We start from the raw sequence: 22,214 nt of genomic DNA, 5'->3' as shown, positions 1-22,214 counted from the left end.
TCGGGTCGGTCCCCCCCCGGCCCCCCCCCCCCCCCTGGGGGCCCCCCTCCCCAACTCCCGTCGGCGCCCCCCCCCCCCGGGGGGGGGGGGGGGGCCCCCCCCCCCCCCCCCCCGCCGGCCCATTCGGGCCCCACATGCCGGGCCTTGGACGGACCGGAGGGATCAGATGAAGAACACCCGTGAACCGTGGTTCCGGGCCTGGGACGTGTTCCTGCTCCGGGCCCCCGCCGAAGCCCGCGGCAGTTCCCTGACCCTCCGTGACGGCGTCCGGGGCCTCGGTCCCGAGGCCGGCCGGGAGGCCTACCTCGCCCTGCTCACCGCCTTCGCCGCCGACCCGCTGCGCCGCGAGGCCGTCCGGCTGGCCAGCCCCGACCTGGCCCGCACCGTCGAGCGCGCCGCCGACGGCCGGGCCGAGGGCATCGGCGACGAGCGGCTGCGCCGGGCCGCGCTCACCGCGCTGCGCTACGACATCCGCCTGCGCACCCGGCCCACCCCGTTCGGGCTGTTCGCCGGGGTGGCCGACGGCCGCTTCGACAGCTCCGCCAAGGTGGAGTGGGACGACCGCGGCCCGCACCACCGCACCCACGCCGACATGGACTGGCTGCTCGGCCTGGTCCGCGAACTGGAGCTCGACGCCGCGGTGTTGGAGCGGCTGCCGGTCCGGACGCATGCCGGTGCCGGCGTACAGGCCGACCGGGTGGTCCTCGACACGCCCGCCAACCTCGGCGTCGCGGCCGGCACCGAGGGCCGCGGCAGCGTCTCGGTGCGGTGGACGCCCGCCGTGCGGGCCGCGCTGGACGCCGCGCGCACCCCGGTCGCGTTCGGCGCGCTCGTCGGGCGGCTGCGGGAGCTCTTCCCGACCGCGCCCGAGGCCGCAGTGCGGTCCATGCTGCACGGGCTGGTCGACCAGGAACTCCTGGTCACCGGGCTGCGTCCGCCGCTGGACGGCGGCGACCCGCTCGTCCGGGTGATCGAGGTGCTGGCCTCCACCGACCCCGCCCCGGACAGCGCCGCCTGCGTCGCGCTGACCGGCCTGCGCGAGGTCGCCCGGCTGCGCGACGCCTACGACGCCACCGCGCCCGGCCACGGCGGCCCGGCGCTGTCCGAACTCCTCGCCGCGCAGGCCGAGTTGCGCCCGCACCGGACGTCGCTCCACCTGGACACCCGGCTCGGCGCCCGGGTCCGGCTGCCGGAGTCGGTCCGGTCCGAGGTCGAGCGGGCCGTCGACGCGATGTGGCGGCTCAGCCCGGTCCGGCTCGGCATGCGCCCGCTGCGCCCGTACCAGGAGGCATTCCTGGAGAAGTACGGCGTGGGCCGCCCCGTCCCGCTCAAGGAGCTGCTCGACGAGACCAACGGCCTTGGCGCGCCCGGCGGTTACAAGTGGCCGAACGCCGAGAGGCCGGAGTCCGACGCCCCCGAGCCGCGCGACCGCGACCGCGAGCAGCTGCTCGCCGCGCTGCACACCCGGGCCGTCCGCGACGGGCGGCGCGAGGTGGTGCTCGACGAGCAGACCGTCGAGCAGCTGTCCCTCGGCGAGCCGGACCCGAGCACCGTGCAACCCTCCTGCGAGCTCTTCCTGCACGTCGTCTCCCCGTCCGAACAGGCCCTGTCCGACGGCGAGTTCCGCCTCGTGCTGGCCCCCAACCCGGGCTCGCACCAGGCCGGCGCGACCATCGGACGGTTCGCCGACCTGCTCGACGAGCACGTCGCCCGCACCGTGGCCGAACGCTGCGCCGCGCTGGAGCCGCTGGTGCCGGGGGCGCTCCCGGTCAACCTCGCCTACCAGCCGCGCAGTCCGCGCGCCGCCAACATCGCGCACACCCCCGCCCTCACCGGCCGCCGCATCGGCATCGGCCTGCCCGAGGCCGAGGGCGCCGAGGAACTGCGGCTGGACGACATCGCCGTCGGCTCCACCCTGGACCGGATGTACGCGGTGCACCTGCCCACCATGCGCGAACTCGCGCCCACCGCGCACAGCATGCTCAGCCCCGGCGCGCAGGCGCCCAACGCCGCCCGGCTGCTCTGGGAGATCGGCCAGGAGGGCCACCGGCTGTGGGAGCCCTTCGACTGGGGACAGGTCTCCCCCGCGCCGTTCCTCCCCCGGGTCCGGTACGGCCGGGTGGTGCTCTGCGCCGCCACCTGGAAGCTCACCGAACTGCGCCGCGCCGCCGAACGCATCCCCGCCGCCGACGCCGCCGGCTGGGCCGGGGCGGTGGCCCGCTGGCGCGCCGACTGGCGGGTGCCCGACCGCATCCTGGCGCTCTCCAACGACCAGCGGCTGGAACTCCGGCTCGACGACCCCTGGGACCTGCTGCTGCTGCGCGACGAACTCCGCAAGGACCCGCAGCTGGTGGCCCAGGAGACCCCCGACGCCTCGTGCGCCGACGGCTGGTTCGCCGGACGCGACGGCGGCCCCGGCGGCGGCCACCTGGTCGAGCTGGTCGTCCCGCTGGAGCGCGCGCCCGGCCTGCCCCGCCCGCTCCCGCTGGGCCGACTGCCCCGCCCGACCGCGCCGGACCGTCCCCGGCAGGCCGGCCCGGGCAGCGACTGGCTCTACCTGAAGGCGTACGGCTCCTGGCGCGGCCAGGACCAGCTGGTCCGCTCCCTCGTCCCGGAACTGGCCGAGGCCGCCCGGCAGACCGGCGCCGACCGCTGGTTCTTCATCCGCTACCGGGACCCGGACTACCACCTGCGACTGCGCTTCCACGGCGACCCGGAGGTGCTCTGGAAGGACACCCTGCCGCGGCTGAGCCGAATCCTGACGGACCGTCAGGTCGCCGGGTTCCTCTCGCACTTCACCGTCGACAGCTACGACCCCGAGTGGGAGCGCTACGGCGGGCCGCACGCCCAGCAGGCCGCCGAGGAGTACTTCCAGGCCGACTCGCTGGCGTCGATCGCCCTGCTCGACCTCGCCGCACAGCCCCGATTCCCTTACAGCGGCGACCAGTTGGCGACCGTCGCGGTCGCCGCGGTGGCGCACGCCTTCGGCGCGCCGTCGCCGGGCACGCCGTGGGCCGGCGGGCCGTACGCCGACGACCCGGCCGCCGCCTGGCTGGCCGCCACCGGCGACCGGCGGGACGTCCCGCCGCACTTCCGCAGCGACCGGGCCCGCTGGCGCGCCCTGATCGACCCGGTCGGCGGCTGGCCCCGGCTGGCGGCCGACGAGGCCGGGCAGCGCGTCCTCGCCGCCCTGCGCGAACGCGATGCCACGGCCGCCCGCTACGGTGCCACGATCCGCCGGCTGACCTCCGAAGGGCGGTGCGCCACCTCGGAGTTGAGGATCGTCGGCAGCCTGATCCACATGACCTGCAACCGCCTGTTCGGCGGTGTCCAGGAGCGGGAGGGCAGCGCCCTCGCCATCGCCCGCGCGGCGGTGCTCGACCACCACGACCGCCGCCGCCACCGTGCGTGATCCGTCACCGCGCGTGAACCGCCACCGCGCGTGATCCGTCGCCGCCCCGTCCTCGTTCCCGCCCACTGCCGAAGGCCCGCCATGACCGCACCCGCCGTCGCCCCCGGCGACCCCCTGCTCACCACCGCCGAAGCCGAACGGGCGGCCGAGGCCGTCCTGTTGACGGCCGAGCGGCTGGCCGACCCGGCCCGGGTGGCCGCCGTCGCGGGCCGCCCGGACAACATCGAGCCGATCTTCGGCAACCCGGTCTGGGACCCGATCTCGCTCACCCACGGCCACCCCGGCGTGGCCCTGCTGCACGGCGAACTCGCCTGGCGCGACCCGGACCGCGCGCACGCCGCGCACGCCCATCTCGCCGTCGCCCTCGACGAGATGCCGCGCCGCCCCAGCAACGGCCTGAACTACGGACCGGCCGCGATCGCCGCCGCCGTCGGGGTGGCGGCCGGTCCGCTCGGCCACTACGCCGGCCTGCGCGACCGCCTCACCGCCTGGATCGCCCAGGACCAGCAGACCCGGCTGGCCGTCCACCGACAGCGTCGCGCCGAGGGCCTGCCGGGCGTCCCGTGGGCCGCGTACGACGTGGTCAACGGGCTCACCGGCACCGGACGCCTGCTACTGGACGCGGCCCACCTGGACGGCGACCCGCGGGCCGCCGAGGCGCTGACCGCCACCCTGCGTCACCTGGTCGCGCTGGCCGAGCCGCTGACCGTGGACGGCGTCACCGTCCCCGGCTGGTGGGTGTCGCCGGAGTTCGAGCCGGTCGACCAGGACCGCCGCGACTACCCGCGCGGCGACTTCAACGCGGGCCTCGCGCACGGCATCGCCGGGCCGCTGATGCTGCTGTCCCTTGCCGAACGGCGCGGCCTCGGCGTGCCGGGCGGCGCGGCGGCCGCCGAGACCGTCGCCGAGTGGCTGCTCGGCTGGACGCTGCACGACGGGACGGGCCCGTACTGGCCGTGCCGGGTCAGCTGGGACGAGCAGACCGCGCCGGTCCGGCCGGAGGCCGCGTTCACCCGCTCCGCCTGGTGCTACGGCGCCCCCGGGGTGGCCGTCGCACTGCACCAGGCCGGCCTGGCCTTCGACCGGCCGCACTGGCGGGCGGCGGCCGTGGCCGGGCTGCGCGCCGTACTGGCCCGCGACGAGCGCGAATGGCGGTTGGACGGCCCGACCTTCTGCCACGGCTTCGGCGGACTGCTGCAGATGCTGCACCGGGTGGCCGCCGACTCCGGGGACCCGGTGCTGCGCGACGGGGTGCGCCGCATGGCCCTGCGGGTCCTGGAGTTCGCCGACCCGGACGCGCCGTTCGTCTTCCACCACCTGACGTCCGACCACCCCGAGGGCTGGCGGCACGCCACCAGCCACCGGCGGCTGGACGTCGCCGGGGTGCTGGAGGGCGCGGCGGGCGCGGCGCTGGCCCTGCTGTCGGTGGTGCCCGACGCCCTGCTCGGCCCGCAGCCGCTGCCCGAGGGCCCGCGCGCGCAGTGGGACCGGGCGCTGCTGGTCGCCTGAAGCCCGCCTGTCCGAACCGCGCCGCCCGAAGCCCGCCCGCCTGAAGCCCGCCCGTCCGACGTCCGCCCGCCCGAAGCCCGCCCGCCTGAAGCCCGCCCGTCCGAAGCCCGGGAGATCGTCCGCACCGCCGACCACCGGAGGAGACCCATGTCGACAGCACCACCGATCCCCGCCGCCGCCGCGCCGCCCGGGACGCCGGACCCGGGCGACGGCGCGGCCGTGCCCAGGCGGCTGCTGATCGGGGTGAGCGGCTCGATCTCCGTCCTCGCACTGCCCGGCTACCTCAACGCGTTCCGGCTCGCCGGGGTGGAGCGGATCACCCTGGTCGCCACCCGCACCGCCGAGCGGTTCCTGCCCGCCGACACGCTGCGGCTGATCTGCGACGCGGTCTGCACCGAGGACGCCCACGGCCCCGGCCACGTCGCCCTCGGCCGCTGGGCGGACGCGGTACTGGTGCTGCCCGCGACGGCGAACGTGCTGGGCTGCTTCGCCACCGGCACCGCCCCCACCCTGCTGACCAGCACGCTGCTCTGCGCCGAGCAGCCGGTGGTGCTGGCGCCGGTGATGAACCCGGTGATGTGGCGCACCCCGCAGGTCGCCCGGAACGTCGACCGGCTGCGCGCGGACGGCCACCAGGTGGTGGATCCGGTGCCCGGCCTGGCGTACGAGGTGGCGAGCCGCACCATGCGGCCCGCCCTCACCCTGCCGTCGGCCGAACAGCTGCTGGCCGCCTGCCGGACCGGGACAGAGGCCGAGGCCGAGGTGACCGGATGACCACCGCCGCCGTCGCACCGTCGCAGCTCTCCCCGGGCCGGCTCGACGTCCCCGCCGTGCAGTTCGATCAACTGGTCATTCGCTACGGCGAGTTGGAGGCCGTCCGGGAGCTGAGCCTGACGGTCGCCGCCGGCCGGATCACCGCGCTGCTCGGCGCCAACGGCGCGGGCAAGTCCAGCGCGGTCAAGGCGCTGTGCACCGTGCTGGAGCCGACCGCCGGGCGGATCCGGGTGTTCGGCCACGACACCCGGTCGGAGCCGATGGCGGTACGGGCGCTGCTCGGGGTGGTGTTCCAGGAGTCCACCCTCGACCCCGACCTGTCCATCGAGCGCAACCTGCGCTTCCACGCCCGCCTCTACGGCGTCCCGCGTGCCGAAGCCGGCCGCCGGATCGACGCCCTGCTCGACTCGTTCGGCCTCGCCGACCGCCGCCGGGCCGCCGTCCACACCCTCTCCGGCGGCCTGGCCCGCCGGGTCGAGATCGCCCGCGCGCTGCTCCACCACCCGCGCCTGCTGGTGCTCGACGAACCGACCGTCGGACTCGACCCGGAATCCCGCCGCTCGGTCTGGGAGGATCTCCGACTGCTCTGCAAGCAACGGCAGTTGACGGTGCTCTACTCCACCCACTACATGGACGAGACCGAGCTCGCCGACCAGGTGGCGATCGTCCGCGACGGCGCGCTGGTCCGCGAGGGCACCCCGAAGGCGCTCAAGGCGGCGCTCGGCGCCTCCCAGGTGCTGATCCGCACCGCCGACGACCGGCGGGCGGTGGAGAACCTGCGGGCCGCCGGCCACCACGCCGAACTGCGCCCGGACGGCGAGGGCCTGCCCTCGGTGTCCGTCCGCACCGACGACCCGGAGGCGACGGTGCCGGTCGTGGTCGCGGCCGCCCGGGTGGCGATCAGCTCGCTGACGGTGCGCCACCCCTCCATGGACGACGTGTTCCTGGAGGCCGCCGGCGCCGGCCTGGACGCCCACCCCACGCACTCGCCCGAGGAGCCGCCGCGATGAGCACCGCCACCGCGCCCGCCACCACCGCCGGGACCTCGCCGCCCGCCGCCGCGCCGACCGGCTCGCTGCGCGCCGCGGCCCGCGCCGCCGCCGTGGTCGCCCACCGCGACATCGTCCGCCAACTCGGCCGCCCCGGACCGGTGGTGAGCCAGCTGCTGCAACTGGTGTTCTTCCTGCTGGTGTACGCGGTCGGGTTCAGCGGGATGGTCGGCGCCGTCGACGGCGTGCCGTTCAGCGCGTACGTGTTCCCGGGCATCCTGGCCATCCAGACCGCCTCCGGCTGCATCAGCTCGGGCATGTCCTTCGCCTGGGACCGGGAGTTCGGCTTCCTGCGGGAGATGCTGGTCGCGCCGGTGCCGCGCTGGTCGCTGGCGCTCGGCAAGGCCGCCGGCAGCATCGTGCCCTGCCTGGTGCAGGGCACCGTGACCATGCTGCTGGCCCCGGTCGCCGGGGTGCACATCGGCCTCCGCGGGGCCGTCCTCGGGCTGGCGGCGGTGGCGGTGACAGCGGCCGTGTTCTGCGCCCTCGGCCTGCTGGCGGCGCTGCTCTTCCGGCGGGTGGAGACCCTTCAGCAGGTGGTCCAACTGCTCATGTTCCCCCTGCTGTTCCTGTCCGGCTCGGTGTTCCGCCCGGACCAGGTGCCGAGCTGGCTCTCCACCGCCATCTGGTTCAACCCGCTGACGTACGCCGTCGACCTGCTCCGCCAGGCGCTGATCACCACGCCGGGCGGCGGCCACCTGCCGCACCTGCTGCCGGCCGGCGCCGACCTCGCCGTTCTCGCCGCGCTGATCGCCGTCCTGGCGATCGGCATCCGCCGCCGCCTCGGCCGCTGACGGCCACCGACGCCAAGGACACCCCCATGACCACCGCACCGCCGTCCGCCCTGCCCCGCTGGTCCGGCGCCGCCGCCCCCGCCGCTCGCTCCCCGCAGGGCGGCGCACCGGCCGTGGCGCGCGCGCTGGCCTGGGTCGCCGGGGCCCTGGACCGCTTCGACCCGCCCGAGCCGGACCGTCCCACTCCGGCCACCGCGTCCGCGCCGCTGCTCGAACTCTGCGTCGCCGCCCGCTGGTTGAGCCACGCCGAACTCGACCCCGAGTCGCGCGCCGCGGTCGAACGCTGCCTGGACCGGGCCGCCCTCGCCGTCGCCCGGCCGACCCTGCGGCACAAGCTCTTCCGGTCCACCGGCTTCTTCCAGTACTACGCCTGGCTGCTCGTCCTGCTGCTGGAGACCGGCCGCCTCCCGGAGGACGAACGGGCCGCGCTGCAACGCCTGGTCGACCTCGACCACGCCGACCTGCACAACCCCAGCCACCCGGCCCACGGGCTGATGGAACTGCGCTACATCCTCGACCTCGGCGGCCTGCGCCACCGGCTGCCGGGCTACCAGGAGCTGTACGCGGCGGACGTGCTGGGCGCCCCGGTGAACCCGGCCCGGGTCAGCGAGTTCGAGGCGTACGCCGTCACCCACGTGGTGTTCTACCTCAGCGACATGGCGATGCGGCCGGTCCACACCCTCACCGCCGACCGGCGGGCCACCGCGTCCGGGACGGTCGAACAACTCCTCGCCCTGTTCCTCGCCGCCGGCCACTGGGACCTGGTCGCCGAACTGCTGCTCTGCCGCCGGGCCCTGGACATGCCGCCGTCCCCGCTCGCCGACCACGCCCGCGACCGGCTGCTGGCCCAGCAGCTCCCCGACGGCTCGTTCCCCGGACCGCACTACCTGCCCGCCGCCGTCCGAGCCCTGCCGCCCGACCAGTACGCCGACTACGCCTTCCAGCGCTGCTACCACACCACCCTGGTGGCGGCCATGGCCCTCACCCTCGACGAAGGCCCCCGTGCCGACGCCGGCCCGCTGCTGCGCCCCGCGGCCCCGCCCCGCCCGGCCGACCCCCGACTCGCCGAGTACGCCCGCGAGTCGCTGTCCCGCGCCCGGGCCTTCCTCGCCGCCGCCCCCGCCGACCCGGCACCCCCCGTCGCCCCCGGCCCGCTCCCGGCCGACCCCGCCGGCGTCCTCGCCCTGCTCGACGCCGACCGCGACCACCTGCTCGCCGTCGCCGCCGCCCTCACCGCCGCCGGCCCGCCGCCCGCGCAGGCCGCCCGGCTCGCCGAGATCCTCCCGATCCTGGCCTGCAGCGCCCTCCGCAGCTACGACCTCCCGCTGGCCGCCGCCCTGCTGGCCGCCTGCGCCCCCCTCACCCCCCGCTCCCCCGCCGTCGACCGGGCCCTCGCCTCCCTGCTCGCCCAGCAGCAGCCCGACGGCTCCTTCGGCGCCTACGCCCGCGAAGCCTCCCGCCTCCCGGCCGGCACCGACCCGGCGACCTCCGTCCACGTCCCGGTCACCGCCGCCTGCGCCCGCGCCCTCGCCGCCCTCACCGCCACCACCGCCCTCGCCGTCTGACGAGCCGGGCGCGGAAACGCGGCAGCACCCCGACCGGACACCCGGTTCGGGATGCTGTGCTGCCGCCGCCCGCGCCGCCCGCCGAAAGGCGGTCGGCGGGTCCCCCGCGCGCGGGCGGCGGCGGTCCGTGGGACTGCGATCAGCAGCGGTACTCGGCCACCCAGGAGTACTGGTAGACGTTCGCGCGGTTGTAGAAGTCGACGGTGTAGACGCCGTCCCGGAAGCCGTTGCCGGTCACGTACGTGTAGTTCAGGTGCTGGATGTACGTCCCCTCGTAGGCCGAGTTCGAGGCCACCGACGGGCAGCCCTGGCCGTTCAGGCTGTTGGCGCCGCTGCCGGCTGCCGAGGCCGTGCCGGTGAAGCCGAGGAGCAGTACCCCGCCGACCGCGGTCGCTGCGGCGGCCTTGAAGATCGTGCGCATCGTTGCTGTGCCTTTCGGTTTGACGGACGGTTGACCGAAGCTCCCGAGGCCCTGTCGGGCGGCCCCTGCGCTCGACGTTCATCCTCTGCCGTCCGGCCGGCCCGTCCCATGTCGTCCGCCCTGCGCTCGCTTGGCGTTACGCCTGCTCCTGACCGTCCGTCAGCACCGTGAGCCGGGCCCGGGCTTCGACGGCCTCGGCCGCGCCGGCCGCCTCCAGGAGGGCGAGGCCCCGGCGGACGGCCGCCACGGCGGCGGGCCGCTCCGCCGGGGGCAGGCAGTGCCCGATGCCGAGCAGGGCGCGGGCCTCGTCGAGCGGGCTGTCGTTGCGGCGGGCGAGGTCGAGCGCGCGGCGGTGCCGGACGAGGGCCTCGGGCAGGTCGCCGGCGTCGGCGGCGAGCAGGCCGAGGCTGTTGAGCACCTCGGCCTGGGCCTGCGGGTCCCCGTCGGCCTCGAAGGTCTCCAGCACGCCGTGCAGCAGGCCGGTCGCGGCGGCCCGGTCGCCGGCCGTGCGCAGCGCCAGCGCCAGGCCGTGCAGGGCGTTGGCCTCGCCGTGCGGGTTGCCGGAGGCCCGGAAGACCGCGGCGGCCTGCCGCTGGAGTTCGATCGCGGTGTCGGTCCGGCCGGTCGCCAGGTGCAGTTCGCCGAGTGCGCTGAGGGTGCTGGCCTCGCCCTGCCGGGTGCCGAGTTCCCGGCAGCCGGCGAGCGCCAGGTCGAGCAGTTCCCGGGCCTGCGGGTGGGCGCCCTGGAGCAGCCGGATCCGGCCCAGCAGCCATGCCGTGTTGGCCTCGCTCTGCCGGTCGCCGAGCTCGCGGGTGATCGCCAGCGCCCGTTCCAGCAGGTCCGCGCCGGCGGCGGCCCGCCCGCGCGCGTACCGGAGGTGGCCCAGGTCGCCCAGGGCGTGCGCCTCGCCGACCCGGTCGCCGAGCGCGCGGTACGCGGCCAGCGCGGCGTCCAGCAGTTCCTCCGCCGCGACGTTCTCGCCGAGCAGCCAGCGGGCCCGGCCGAGGTCCCAGAGGGTGTGCGCCTCGCCCTGCGGGTCGCCGAGTCGCCGGTAGCCGGCCAGCGCGTGGCCGGACAGCTCGACCGCGCGGGCCGGGTCGCCGCTCTGGTAGGCGAGCCGGCCGCGCTCCCAGGCCACCTGGGCCTCGCCGTGCGGGTCGCCGAGTTCGCCGTACAACCGGTCGGCCCGGGCGAGCAGTTCGGCGGCCTCCTCGAAGCGGCCGGCCAGCCGGTGGGAGCGGCCGACCCGCCACAGCGCCTCCGCCCGGTCGAGCGGCCGGCCCTGGCCGACGGCCGCCTCGGCGGCGGCCAGGTGCAGCGCGGCCTCCTCGGAGCGCGGGCCGTCCAGCTCCAGGATCGGGGCGAGCGCCGCGGTGAGGACGCTGCGGCGCAGCGGGTCGCTGCTGCGGGCCATCGCGGCCAGCAGGTTGTGCCGTTCGGCGCGCAGCCAGTCCCGGGCGCGCTCGGGGGAGTCCACGTCGGGAGCGGGCCGGGGTGCCGGGCCGGCCGGCGGCGGACGGTGGCCTCGGTAGCGGGCCAGCCGGTGGCCGGCCCGTTCGGCGGTGTCCTGGTAGTGGTCCAGCAGCCGGCGGGCGGCGATCTCCCGGCGGGCCGGCGGCTCCTCCTCGGCCAGGGTCCGCGACCAGGCCCGGACCAGGTCGTGCATCCGGTAGCGGCCCGGGGCCGGCTGGGCGAGCAGGTGGTGGCCGAGCAGCGACTCCAACAGCCGTTCCGCGTCCCGGCGTTCGGCGCCGAGCAGGTGCGCGGCGGCGCAGACCTCCAGGTCCTCGCCGGGGAGCACCCCGAGCAGGCGCAGCAGCCGCTGCTCCTCCGGCGGCAGGTCCCGGTAGGAGGAGCGGAACAGGGCGGCCAGGTCGCGGTCCTCGTCGCGCAGCCGGGCGAGCCGGTGCCGTTCCTCGCGCAGTTCCTCCGCCAGGGCGGCGGCGGTCAGTCGCGGCCGGTGCCGCAGGCGCGCCCCGAGGATCCGCAGGGCCAGCGGCAACCGGCCGCCCAGCCGGGCCAGTTCGGCGAAGTCGGCGGGCTCGCCGCGGTCCGCGGGGCCGGCCCCGGCGACCCGGCGCAGCAGGTCCACCGCGTCGTCCTCGGGGAGCACGTCCAGGGTCAGCAGGTGGGCGTCGTCCAACCCGACCAGCGGGCTGCGGCCGGTGACCAGCACCAGGCAGCCGGTGCTGCCGGGCAGCAGCGGCCGGACCTGGGCGGCGCTCGACGCGTTGTCCAGCAGGATCAGGGTCCGGGTGCCGGACAGCCGGGCCCGGAAGAGCGCGGCGCGGTCGGTGAGCCCGCTCGGGATCCGGTTCGCGGGCACGCCGAGCGAGCGCAGCAGGGTCTCCAGCGCGTCCTCGGCACCGAGCGGCTCCAGCCCGGCGGTGTGGCTGCGCAGGTCCAGGAACAGCTGACCGTCCGGGAACCGCTCCCCGACCCGGTGCGCGGTGCGGACCGCCAGCGCGGTCTTGCCGACACCGCCCATGCCGGTGATCACGCACAGCACCACCATGCCGGCCTCGGTACCGTCCGGCGCCTGCTCGGCGACCTCGGCCAGGAACTCGCCCTCCGCCACCCGACCGGTGAACAGACGGCTGTCGGCCGGGAGTTGACGCGGCCCACGGACTGCCTCCGCAGCCGCCGCAGCCGCCGCAGTCGTCGCAGTCTCCGGAGGAGCGGGGTGCGCTGGACGGTCGGTGGCCGCTGGACGGTCGGTGGCCGCGGCGACCAACCGCTCGCGCCGGTCGGCCGACAGCGCCAGCCCGTCCGCCAGCCGGGCCACCGAGGACAGCCGGGGCCGCCGTCGACCGGCCTCCAGCATGCTGATCGAGTGGACGGAGACGCCGGAACGGTCGGCCAGCTCCTCCTGGGTCCACCCGGCGCCCAGCCGCAGGTCGCGCAGCAACTCGCCGAACTCCACTGCCATTCCCCCGTCACCGAAGCGGCCGCACCGCCCCGGCCGGCCGGAACGGCAGCCGATCGTAACGGCATCCCCCCACCCGGCGGGTCACCGCACGACCACCGCAGGTGACAGCCCGACCGCCGTGGGGGATGCCTGATCGGCACGGCCGGCTCGCGGTGCCGTCGTCGGTGTCGCGGCGCTCCGGCGGACGAGCGGGGCAGTGCCTCCCCGGCGCCGTCCGCGTCACGGTCGTCGCCGGGGGCGGGCCGGGCCGATCTCGGGCGTAATGGAGAGGACCGGCCCGTCGGGCCGGGCGCGGGCCCGGGGTGGTTCGGGAGGCAGGCATGGCGGTGAGCGGCGACGGCGGGCAGCGGTCCGCGCCGGGACCGGACCGGACCGCCGGGCCCGGGGAGCACCTGCTGAACGTGCTGCTCGACCGGGCGCGGGAGTTCGCGCCGCCGCTGATCGCCCCGCTGGTCGCCGAGGCGGTGGCCGGGCTGGGCGGCCGGGAGCCGGCGCTGCTGCTGCAGGACTACGGCCAGTCGGTCCTGGTCCCGCTGCCGGGCGGCGGTCTGGCCGAGGGCCCACCGCTGCCGATCGCGGACTCCGCCGCGGGCGAGGCGTTCCTGCGGGGCACCACGGTGGAGGTGCCCCAGGACGACGGGATGCGGGTGTACCTGCCCCTGCTGGACGGCGGGGACGAGGCGGGGGTGCTGGCCTTCACCCTGGACGCGGTCGACGACGGCGCCCGGTTGCCGCTGCGACGGCTGTCGGCGCTGGTCACGGACCTGCTGATCACCAGGAGCGGCTACACCGACCTGGTCTTCCAGGCCCGACGGCTGGAGCCGATGAGCGTGGCCGCCGAGATCCAGTGGTCGCTGCTGCCCCCGCTGTCCATGTCCGTGCCCCGGGTCGCGGTGGCCGGCATCCTGGAGCCCGCCTACCAGGTGGCCGGCGACAGCTTCGACTACGCGCTCAACGGCGACATACTGCACGTCGCCACCCTCGACGCCATGGGCCACGGCCTGGACGCCGCCACCATGGCGACGGTGGCCGTCGGCGCGTACCGGCACGCCCGCCGCGCGGGCGTCGGACTCGCCGAGATCTACGCCTTCATGGACCGGGCCATCGCCGAGCAGTTCGGCCCCGACCACTTCGTCACCGCGCAGATGATGCGGCTCGACACCGCCACCGGCCATCTCCAGTGGGTCAACGCCGGTCACCCGAAACCGCTGCTGATCCGCGACCACGCGGTCGTCGAGCGGCTGGAGAGCGCCACCACGCTGCCGGTCGGGTTCGGCGGCGAGCAGCCGGTGATCAGCGAGCGGGAGCTCCGGCACGGGGACCGCGTGCTGTGCTTCACCGACGGCCTGGTCGAGGAACGGGGCGCGAGCGGCGAGCAGTTCGGCGAGGAGCAGCTGATCGACTGGGTCGACCGGATCGAGCGCTCCCGCTCCGGCGTGCGGGCCACCGTACGCGCCCTCTCGCACGCGCTGAAGGCCCGCCGGGGCGGGCACACCAGCGACGACGCCACGCTGTTCCTGATCGAGTGGCGCTGAACGGCCCGGGAGCCGCCCGCCGGAACCGCCCGTCCGGCGTCAACCCGCTTCAGTCGAACAGGAGTTCCGCCGCCGACCGGGTGATTGCCGAAGGCACGCGGTTCCTGCTCGGGTGCGGCGCCTCCGACGGCACGGCCGCGTTCACCCGCCGTGCGCCCTCGGCGAGGTGCGACGCCCGCCGGTGGCGGGACGGCCGTACCGGTTCCGGCCGGTCGGCCGGTGGTGCCGGGGCCGCTCGACGACGGGGTCGGGGATCGAGACGGGCACGCCGGTGGGGACGCGGGCGCCGGTGATCCGGGTGAGTGCCACGTCGCCGGCCCGGACCTCGGTGGTGACGGGGGTGATGCCGGCCGTGGTCATCATCCGGGCCGTTCCCCGGCGCTGGTTGGGCAGGACCAGCGTGACGACGGTGCCGGACTCGCCGGCCCGGGCGGTGCGTCCGCCGCGGTGCAGGTAGTCCTTGTGGTCGGCGGGCGGGTCCAGGTTGACGACCAGGTCGAGGCCCTCGACGTGGATGCCCCGGGCGGCGACGTCGGTCGCGACGAGCGCGGCCACCTGCCCGCCGCGGAACTGCTCCAGGGTGCGGGTGCGCTGCGGCTGGGACTTTCCGCCGTGCAGGGCGGCGGCCTTCACGCCCTTCGCCAGCAGCGTCTCGACCAGGCGGTCCGCACCGTCCTTGGTGTCGATGAACATGATCACCCGGCCGTCCCGGGCGGCGATGTGGGCGATCGCGGCGTCCTTGTCGCCCTTCCGCACGTGCAGCACGTGGTGCTCCATGGTGCTGACCACTCCCGCGGACGGGTCCACCGCATGGGTGACCGGGTCCTTCAGGAAGCGCTGCACCAGGCGGTCGACGTTGCGGTCCAGGGTGGCGGAGAACAGCAGGGTCTGGCCGCCCTCGGCGACCTGCTCCAGGAGGCCGGTGACCGCCGGGAGGAAGCCCATGTCGGCCATCTGGTCGGCCTCGTCGAGGACGGTGACGCCGACCGCGTCCAGTCGGCAGAGCCGGCGTTCGATCAGGTCCGCGAGCCGGCCGGGCGTGGCCACCAGGATCTCCGCCCCGCGGTTCAGCGTCTGCGCCTGGCGGCGGACCGGCACCCCGCCGACCGCGGTGGCCAGCCGCAGCTGAAGCGCCTGGGCGTACGGGGTGAGGGCCTCGGTGACCTGCTGGGCGAGCTCGCGGGTGGGCACCAGGATCAGCGCCAGCGGGCACCGCGGCTCGGCCTGCCGCCCCGCGGTGCGCGCCACCACGGCGAGCCCGAACGCCAGGGTCTTGCCGGAGCCGGTGCGGCCCCGCCCCAGCACGTCGCGGCCGGCCAGCGAGTTCGGCAGCGTCGCGGCCTGGATCGGGAACGGGGCGGCGACGCCCCTCCGGGCCAGTACCTGAAGCAGTCGCTCCGGCAGATCCAGTTCGTCGAACGAGTCGACGGCCGGCAGCGCCGGCACCGCGTTCACCGGTACGGCGAACTCCCGCCCGGCGCCACCGACCGGTGCGGACCGGGAGCCGGTATGCAGATGCGACAGACGGGCGGAGCGGTTCATGCGGAGGCCTTCCTCGGGGCGGCCCCGGAACACTCACGGGACGGGCGATGACATGCCGAGGGGCCCGCACCGGGCGTAATGCACGCGGTACGGGCCCCTCGCCGCCGGGCGAGTGCCGCGGCGGTAAAAGAACTACAGCGGGCGAATGTTCTCGGCCTGCGGGCCCTTCTGGCCCTGCGTGACGTCGAACTCGACCTTCTGGCCCTCAAGCAGCTCACGGAAGCCGCCGGCGTTGATGTTCGAGTAGTGGGCGAACACGTCCGGGCCGCCACCCTCCTGCTCGATGAAGCCGAAGCCCTTTTCCGAGTTGAACCACTTCACGGTGCCATTAGCCATGTAAAAAATCTCCTTCAGGGGGCTTTCCGGCGTCCACACGATGCGGATGCCGAGTCACCGTGATGGGAGCCCGCCCGGAGAAGATCCGGAAAAACAAAATGCGCCCGCAATACGTGAGCAGGCGCACACAAAGTTCATGGGAACCATTACTGCAACTACCTCGACTGTAGCAGCCCCGGGGTCGTAACGGGCGGAAATTCTCACCCCGATTTTTCGCCGGCGGCACCCCCGGCACCGTCGACCTGCACCGTCCACCCGATCAACTCGGCTTCGGCTCCAGCACGTTGACCACCCTCCGAAGCGCCGTCCGGGCCCCTTCCCGCGCCCCGCTCCCGTGTCCGAACCACGGAACGTGCCGCTCGACACACCCGGCATTTCGGACCGACCCGAATTCGGTCGGCCCGGGGAGCCCCAACTCCGTTCCCCGAAGCGCATACTGGCCTGGATGAAAAAATCTGAAGCAGTCCGCCGGCACCTGCCCACCAGCCCCTTCAAAGCCAGGGCCGCAGCACCCCGCAAGCACTTCGCCGTCGGCGACCGCGTCACCCACGACGCCTACGGCCTCGGCCGGGTCATCAGTGCCGAGGGCGACACCGCGGTCCTGGTCGACTTCGGACCACGACAGGAGCGCATCGTCGAGCCCTACACCGGCATGTACCACCTCTGACCCGCACCGCCGTCGCGGTGCAGCTGGAGCGGTCAGGACTGATCGAGTCCTCGACCGCTCTTCGTGCTGCCCCACTGCCGCGCGCCTGACCGGGTGCTGCGCACCGCCCTCTCGGCGGCGGAAGACGCGGGCCCCTGACGGCATGTCGGCGGCTCCGCTCACGCACGCACCGTTCCGAAACGCAGCAGCGCCCGAGCCGGAGAACCAGCCGGGTGCTGCGCTGCGCGCCGGCGGGGGTTTCCCCGCTCTGTTCCGTGTGGGCCGCCAGGGGCTCGAACCCTGAACCTACGGATCAACCCGTTCTTCCTCGACCTGCCGGTCTTCGATCTGCTGCACGGCGGCAATCTCTCCGAGGTCGGCCAGAACGGCTGACCGCTGCTCGCGGGTCCGAGCCGTGCCCCGTGAACAGCACGAGGGCCCCGGCCGGAAGCGGTCGAGGCCCTCGTACTGCGGGGGTCAGGAGGTCGGCATCAGGACGGTGTCGACGATGTAGACGGTGGCGTTGGCGGTCTGCACGTTGCCGCACAGCACCTTGGAGCTGCCGTTGACGGTGAAGTCCGGCTCGGAACCGGTGACGGTGAGATCGCCGCCCTCCAGGGTCTTGTGGGTGCCGGCCAGCGCATTCGGGGCCAGGCGATCAGGGGCGACGTGGTAGGTGAGCACCTTGGTGAGCTTGGCCTTGTCCGCGAGCAGTGCTTCCAGGTCGGCCTTCGGGATCTTGGCGAAGGCGTCGTTGGTGGGCGCGAACACCGTGATGTTCTGGGCCGAGTTGAGGGTGTCGACCAGCCCGGCCTGCTTGACCGCCGCCACCAGGGTGGACAGCAGCGGGTTGTTGGAGGCGGCGGTGGCGACCGGGTCCTTCGCCATTCCGGTGAACGAACCGGCGCCGTCCTTCGGCACGGCGGCACAGGCGGTGCCGAACGGCTGGTCGCCCATCGCCGCGGTGGAGGCGGTGCTGCCGGACATCGCCGCGGAGGACGAAGCGGCGGAGGATGCGGCGGACGAGGAGCTGGAGCCGCCGCTGCTGCTGCACGCGCCCAGGGTCAGGGCCAGTGCGCCGGCGGCGAGCAGGGCGGTGAGGGTACGGCGGTTGCGGGTGTTCGCGGACATGGCGGATCTCTCCTCGGTACTCGGATGAAGTGGTGCTGCTGAACGGGTGGTTGACGGTCTGTTCAGGTGACGATGACGACGGTGCTGTGCCAGCCCGTCGCCCCGGCAGGGAAGGGCGCGGCGCGCCGCTCTGGCTGCACGGCGCCGGTCGCGTCGGTGGCGCGCACCTCGATCCGGTGGGTGCCCGGGGTCGCGCCCGTCCAGAGGTACGACCACTGGCGCCAAAGGTCCGGTCCGGCGTCGGCGGCCAACTCGGCCTGTCGCCACGGTCCGCCGTCGACGCGGACCTCGACGGCGGCGATGCCGCGGTGGGTGGCCCAGGCCGTCCCCGCGACATCGACGTCCCCGGCCGGGACCTTCGCGAACGGGGCGGGGACCTCGATCCTGGATGCGGTGCGGACGGTGCCGGTGCGGTCCCAGCCGCGCCGCACCCAGTACGGATCGAAGGCGGCGAAGGTGGTGACCTCCAGGTCCACCAGCCACTTGGTGGCGGAGGTGTAGCCGTAGAAGCCGGGTACCACACTGCGGCAGGGGAAGCCGTGTGCGAGCGGCAGCGCCTCGCCGTTCATGGCGACGGCGAGCAGGGCGCGGCGGCCGTCGAGGACGGACTCCAACGGGGTGCCGATGGTCATGCCGTCCTGGGAGCGCCCCACCAGCTGGTCCGCCCCGGAGCGGACCCCGGCACGGCGCAGCAGCGCGGGCAGCGCGGCGCCGAGCCAGCGGGTGGTGCCGACGTAGGGGCCGCCGACCTCGTTGGAGACGCAGGACAGCGTGTGGTCGAGCTCTTCGAGCGGCTCGCGCAGCAGGTCGTCGAAGGTGAGGAGTTGCGGGCGGTCGACCAGGCCGTGGATGCGCAGTGTCCAGTCCCGGGGGTCGATCCTGGGCAGGGTGAGCGCGGTGTCGACCCGGTAGAAGTCGGCGTTCGGCGTGGTGAACGGGGACAGGCCCGGAACGTTCGGGTGGACGGCGGCGGGCAGCGGCGGCAGCTGCTCGGGCGGTGCGGGGAGGCGGACAGCGTCGCGGGCGGCGCTGACGTCGTACCGGCGGTCGGTCAGGACCCGGCCGCCGATCCCGGCCAGGGCACCTGCCGTGAGGGTCGCGGCGGTGGCGGTCAGCACCGTCCGACGGCCTGTCACCTCCGTGGCTTCCGGCAGGCTCACCGATCCCGGGAGCTGCCCGGAGGCCGCCAATGGCCTCCGGTGCCACAGCCGGGCCAGGACCAGCACGGTGGCCGAGCCGACCAGCCCGGCGACCAGCGACGGGACGCAGTCCGCCGCCGCCGCCGCGCCGGGACGGGACAGTGCGGCCCAGGCGCCGAGTCCGCCGAACGCCCCGAAGACCGCCGGCCCGGCGAGCGGGCGGCGCACCGCCAGCAGCCCGGCCAGCGCGGCGAGCAGGGCCATCGTCAGGTAGATCCCGCCCAGCAGCACCGGCTTGTCGTGGGTGCCGAAGGTGCGGACCGCGTACTCCTTCAGCGGCGTCGGCGTCAGGTCGATCGCCGCCGACCCCACCGCGATCACCGGTGCGGTGCCGGCACCGGTGGCGCACGCGACCAGCTCGCCCGCGCCGAGCGCCGCCACCGCCGACGCCAACCCGATCACGGGCGCACCGGCCGCACCGGCTGCACCGGCCGCCCGCCGCAGCCTGCGGGCCGAACAGCGGGCCGAACAGCGGGACCGCACGGCACCAGGAGTCGTTTGGTTGCTCACACCCCCGCTTCGGGAGCTGGACGGGCCCGGATTGGTCGGGCTTTCCGACTCGCCCGATCGAGTGACACCATGCACCGCCGATCACCCGCGTCCGTAGGCCGCCCGAAGTCGCCGGCGTCACCCCGGCCCCGGCCACCCGTTCTCCCTCGGGCCTCCTGACGGTGAGAACCCTGCGGAAGCGGTGGCGTCCCCGCCCACAAGGCGACCAATCCGTGCACCGCGCGGTGCCGAACAGCGAGTACGAGCAGATACCGGTTACCTGCCACACGAGCCGCCGAACGCGGCCGTCCAACGGAAGGCGCCCATGTCACCCACCCCTCCGGCCGCATCCCCCGCCCGGCGCCCCGGAGCCGCTCCGTGGTGAGCACGGTCGTCCGTCTCCCCGATCCCGGCCGTCCCGGGCCCGACCTCCAGGAACTGATCGGCCGGATCGCCATCGGCGACCAGGACGCCTTCTCCCGCCTGTACGACGCGGTGGCCGGGCCCGTACTCGGGCTGGTGCGGCGAGTGCTGCGCGATCCCGCACAGTCCGAGGAGGTCGCCCAGGAAGTACTGCTGGAGGTGTGGCGAACCGCCCCCCGCTACCGACCGGAGAACGGGAACGTCCTGCCATGGGTGATGACCATCGCCCACCACCGCGCCGTCGACCGCGTCAGGGCCGCCCAAGCCGCGGCCGACCGCGACCGACGCGCCGCGGCCGCCACCCACACGACGGCCTTCGACGAGGTCGCCGAACAGGTCGAGGGCCGGCTGGAGCGCGAGCAGGTCCGCCGCTGTCTGAAGACTCTGACCGAACTCCAGCGGGAGTCCCTCACCCTGGCCTACTACCGGGGCTACACCTACCCGCAGGTCGCCGAGGTCCTGGGCGCCCCGCTCGGCACCGTGAAGACCCGCATGCGCGACGCCCTGATCCGCATGCGCGACTGTCTGGGAGTGGGCACATGAACGCCACCGCCGACCTGCACACCCTCACCGGCGCCTACGCCGCCCACGCCCTGGACGACGCCGAGCGCACCGCCTTCGAAGGCCACCTGGCGCACTGCCCCTCCTGCGCGCAGGAGGTCGCCGAGTTCGCCGCCACCCTCGCCAGACTCGGCACCGCCGAAGCCGTCGCTCCTCCACCTCGGCTCAAGGCCCGGGTCATGACGGCCCTGCCCACCGCCCGGCAGGACACTCCGCGGGTCACCCCCGCGTCCGGGCCCCGCCCGGGTGGCCGGCTCGCCCGGCGTTGGCAGGGATTCGCCCTGGCCAGCTGCCTCGCCGTCGCCGTCGGCACGGGCGCGGTCGCCGTCCAACAGCACCGGGAGACCGAGCGGGCCAAGACGGAAGCGGCGGAGGCACGGCGCCAACAGACCACCCTCACGGCCCTGCTCACCGCTCCGGACGCCCACCTCGCCACCGGTCCCGTGAGCGGCGGCGGAACCGGCACCACGGTGTGGTCGCCCGCTCTCGGCCGAGCCGGGTTCTGGGCCTCCGGACTGCCCGCCCTCCCCGACGGCCGCGTCTACCAACTCTGGTTCGACGACGCGGGCACCATGCGCCCCGCCGGACTGCTCCCCTCCGACAGCGCCATGGTCCTGGCCGGCCCCGTCAACGCGGCCTCCGGAGTCGGCGTCACCGAGGAACCGGCGGGCGGCTCCCCGCACCCCACCGGCTCCCCCCTGCTCGTCCTGCCCTTTACTTGACGCACCGTCAGGCGGCCCGCAGTGCGGTGGTCGGGGCCATGCGGGCGGCGCGCAGTGCGGGGTAGAGGCCCGCGATCGTGCCGACCGCGACGGCCATGACCGGTCCGGCTGCGGCCCAGACGACGGGGACGACCGCGGGCCAGCCCTGGGCGGCGGCGTAGCCGTAGACGGCGCCGGCTCCGATGGCCACGCCGGCGAGGCCGCCGAGCAGTCCGAGGAGGACGGCCTCGATGAGGAACTGAGCGGCGATCTGGCCTTCGCGGGCACCGAGGGCGCGGCGGAGTCCGACTTCGCCGCGGCGTTCCATGACGCCGACGACCATGGTGTTGGCGATGCCGACGCCGCCGACGAGCAGGGCGACTCCGGCGAGTGCGAGGACGAGGCCGGTGAGTGTGTCCTGGGTCTCGGCGCGGGCTTTGAGCAGGTCGGAGGGTCGGGAGACGGCGACCGTGCTGGGCTGGGCGGGGTTGGCGGTGGCTCCGGCGACGGCTTGGACGGCGGCGACGCGGTCGGGGTGGACGCGCAGGTAGACGGTGGCGGGGGTGCCGTCGCCGCCGAGGTGGGCGTCGGCCTGCGGGCCGCCGACGAGGGCGGTGTCGTCGATCTCGGGGACGAGTTCGTTGGGTTGGAGGATGCCGAGGACCTGGTACCACTGTCCGGGGATGTCCTTGCCGACCATCCAGACGCGTTCGCCGGGGGCGGTGACGCCGAGGCGTTTCGCGGCGGCGTCGCCGAGGACGGTGACGGGAAGCTGTTCTGCGGCCTGGTCGAGCCAGCGTCCGGCGCGGACTCGGCCGCGCAGCGCGTCCAGGAGGTCGAGGCGGGCGGACAGGACGGTGAGGCTGTTGGTCTGCCCGGGCGGCACGAGGTCGTTGCGGTAGACGCTGGCCCTGGTGCCGCCGGTGGCGGTGACGTGCTGGACGGGGGCGATGTTGCCGAGCATCGTCGGGGCCTCCTTGGGCAGCGGCACCGGTTGCTGGCGGGCGTCGGTGCCTGGCCCGACCGTGATGAGGTTGCTGCCGAGGCGGTCGAGGCGGTCGAGCAGGTGCTGCTGGTTCGAGGCGGAGATACCGGTGACCGCGACGACGGCGGCGATGCCGAGCGCTATGCCGAACGCGGACAGCGCGGCGCGGAGCTTTCGGGTCCGGGGGCCGATCAGTCCCACGCGCAGCAGGTC

The 22,214-nt window shown here is 75.3% G+C and carries 17 protein-coding genes; 10 read left to right on the top strand and 7 right to left on the bottom strand.

Annotation, left to right across the window (positions count from 1 at the left end):
• Window positions 1-166: 166 nt before the first annotated feature.
• From ACFV4P_RS25440 to ACFV4P_RS25415, 6 genes are all read left to right on the top strand, one after another.
• Window positions 167-3,412, top strand: a complete 3,246-nt coding sequence (locus ACFV4P_RS25440; RefSeq protein ID WP_380474803.1) for a lantibiotic dehydratase — start codon at window positions 167-169, stop codon at window positions 3,410-3,412.
• An 81-nt stretch (window positions 3,413-3,493) separates the two neighbouring features.
• On the top strand, window positions 3,494-4,921 hold the full coding sequence (locus ACFV4P_RS25435; RefSeq protein ID WP_380474801.1) for a lanthionine synthetase C family protein: 1,428 nt from the start codon (window positions 3,494-3,496) through the stop codon (window positions 4,919-4,921).
• 147 nt (window positions 4,922-5,068) lie between these two features.
• Window positions 5,069-5,695, top strand: coding sequence for a flavoprotein (locus tag ACFV4P_RS25430; RefSeq protein WP_380474799.1), 627 nt, complete (start codon window positions 5,069-5,071; stop codon window positions 5,693-5,695).
• Complete coding sequence (locus ACFV4P_RS25425) at window positions 5,692-6,705, top strand: ABC transporter ATP-binding protein (RefSeq protein ID WP_380474797.1); 1,014 nt, start codon at window positions 5,692-5,694, stop codon at window positions 6,703-6,705. The genes ACFV4P_RS25430 and ACFV4P_RS25425 overlap by 4 nt, the downstream gene beginning before the upstream one ends.
• Window positions 6,702-7,538, top strand: coding sequence for an ABC transporter permease (locus ACFV4P_RS25420; RefSeq protein WP_380474795.1), 837 nt, complete (start codon window positions 6,702-6,704; stop codon window positions 7,536-7,538). The genes ACFV4P_RS25425 and ACFV4P_RS25420 overlap by 4 nt, the downstream gene beginning before the upstream one ends.
• Window positions 7,539-7,564: 26 nt before the next feature.
• Window positions 7,565-9,103, top strand: a complete 1,539-nt coding sequence (locus tag ACFV4P_RS25415; RefSeq protein ID WP_380474793.1) for a DUF6895 family protein — start codon at window positions 7,565-7,567, stop codon at window positions 9,101-9,103.
• Window positions 9,104-9,242: 139 nt separating this feature from the next.
• On the opposite strand, the gene ACFV4P_RS25410 is transcribed toward ACFV4P_RS25415, so the two are convergent.
• Together ACFV4P_RS25410 and ACFV4P_RS25405 are read right to left on the bottom strand one after the other, a co-directional pair.
• Window positions 9,243-9,524 carry a hypothetical protein gene (locus ACFV4P_RS25410; RefSeq protein ID WP_380474791.1) on the bottom strand — a complete coding sequence of 94 codons (282 nt, stop codon included), beginning with the start codon at window positions 9,522-9,524 and terminating at the stop codon, window positions 9,243-9,245.
• A gap of 136 nt (window positions 9,525-9,660) precedes the next feature.
• Window positions 9,661-12,453 carry an ATP-binding protein gene (locus ACFV4P_RS25405; RefSeq protein ID WP_380474789.1) on the bottom strand — a complete coding sequence of 931 codons (2,793 nt, stop codon included), beginning with the start codon at window positions 12,451-12,453 and terminating at the stop codon, window positions 9,661-9,663.
• A gap of 320 nt (window positions 12,454-12,773) precedes the next feature.
• Between ACFV4P_RS25405 and ACFV4P_RS25400 the strand changes: the two genes are divergently transcribed.
• Window positions 12,774-13,988, top strand: coding sequence for a PP2C family protein-serine/threonine phosphatase (locus tag ACFV4P_RS25400; RefSeq protein WP_380474787.1), 1,215 nt, complete (start codon window positions 12,774-12,776; stop codon window positions 13,986-13,988).
• Window positions 13,989-14,129: 141 nt separating this feature from the next.
• Here ACFV4P_RS25400 and ACFV4P_RS25395 read toward each other — a convergent pair whose 3' ends face one another.
• Both ACFV4P_RS25395 and ACFV4P_RS25390 read right to left on the bottom strand, forming a co-directional pair.
• On the bottom strand, window positions 14,130-15,530 hold the full coding sequence (locus ACFV4P_RS25395) for a DEAD/DEAH box helicase (protein ID WP_380474785.1): 1,401 nt from the start codon (window positions 15,528-15,530) through the stop codon (window positions 14,130-14,132).
• A 132-nt stretch (window positions 15,531-15,662) separates the two neighbouring features.
• Window positions 15,663-15,866 carry a cold-shock protein gene (locus tag ACFV4P_RS25390; protein WP_073818532.1) on the bottom strand — a complete coding sequence of 68 codons (204 nt, stop codon included), beginning with the start codon at window positions 15,864-15,866 and terminating at the stop codon, window positions 15,663-15,665.
• Between the two features lie 445 nt (window positions 15,867-16,311).
• Here ACFV4P_RS25390 and ACFV4P_RS25385 point away from each other — a divergent pair, with 445 nt between their 5' ends.
• On the top strand, window positions 16,312-16,533 hold the full coding sequence (locus tag ACFV4P_RS25385) for a hypothetical protein (RefSeq protein WP_073818534.1): 222 nt from the start codon (window positions 16,312-16,314) through the stop codon (window positions 16,531-16,533).
• Window positions 16,534-16,989: 456 nt separating this feature from the next.
• Here the strand turns inward: ACFV4P_RS25385 and ACFV4P_RS25380 are convergent, their stop codons facing one another.
• Together ACFV4P_RS25380 and ACFV4P_RS25375 are read right to left on the bottom strand one after the other, a co-directional pair.
• A complete protein-coding gene (locus ACFV4P_RS25380; RefSeq protein ID WP_380474783.1) occupies window positions 16,990-17,643 on the bottom strand; it encodes a fasciclin domain-containing protein in 654 nt (217 codons plus the stop codon).
• Between the two features lie 62 nt (window positions 17,644-17,705).
• Window positions 17,706-19,244: a molybdopterin-dependent oxidoreductase gene (locus tag ACFV4P_RS25375; protein ID WP_380474781.1), complete on the bottom strand. Its 1,539-nt coding sequence runs from the start codon at window positions 19,242-19,244 to the stop codon at window positions 17,706-17,708.
• A 468-nt stretch (window positions 19,245-19,712) separates the two neighbouring features.
• Between ACFV4P_RS25375 and sigK the strand changes: the two genes are divergently transcribed.
• Window positions 19,713-20,297 (top strand): ECF RNA polymerase sigma factor SigK, encoded by a 585-nt coding sequence (gene sigK, locus ACFV4P_RS25370; protein ID WP_380474779.1) that lies wholly within the window; start codon window positions 19,713-19,715, stop codon window positions 20,295-20,297.
• The gene (locus ACFV4P_RS25365) at window positions 20,294-21,037 is read left to right on the top strand and encodes an anti-sigma factor domain-containing protein (protein ID WP_380474777.1); all 744 of its coding nucleotides are present in this window, start codon (window positions 20,294-20,296) and stop codon (window positions 21,035-21,037) included. The genes sigK and ACFV4P_RS25365 overlap by 4 nt, the downstream gene beginning before the upstream one ends.
• A gap of 7 nt (window positions 21,038-21,044) precedes the next feature.
• On the opposite strand, the gene ACFV4P_RS25360 is transcribed toward ACFV4P_RS25365, so the two are convergent.
• Entirely contained in the window at window positions 21,045-22,202 is a 1,158-nt protein-coding gene (locus ACFV4P_RS25360) for an ABC transporter permease (RefSeq protein ID WP_380474775.1), read from the bottom strand.
• Window positions 22,203-22,214: the final 12 nt, after the last annotated feature.

The sequence above is a fragment of the Kitasatospora sp. NPDC059795 genome, from assembly GCF_042732175.1.
Classification (GTDB): domain Bacteria; phylum Actinomycetota; class Actinomycetes; order Streptomycetales; family Streptomycetaceae; genus Kitasatospora.
This window is presented reverse-complemented; position numbering and strand designations above follow the sequence as displayed.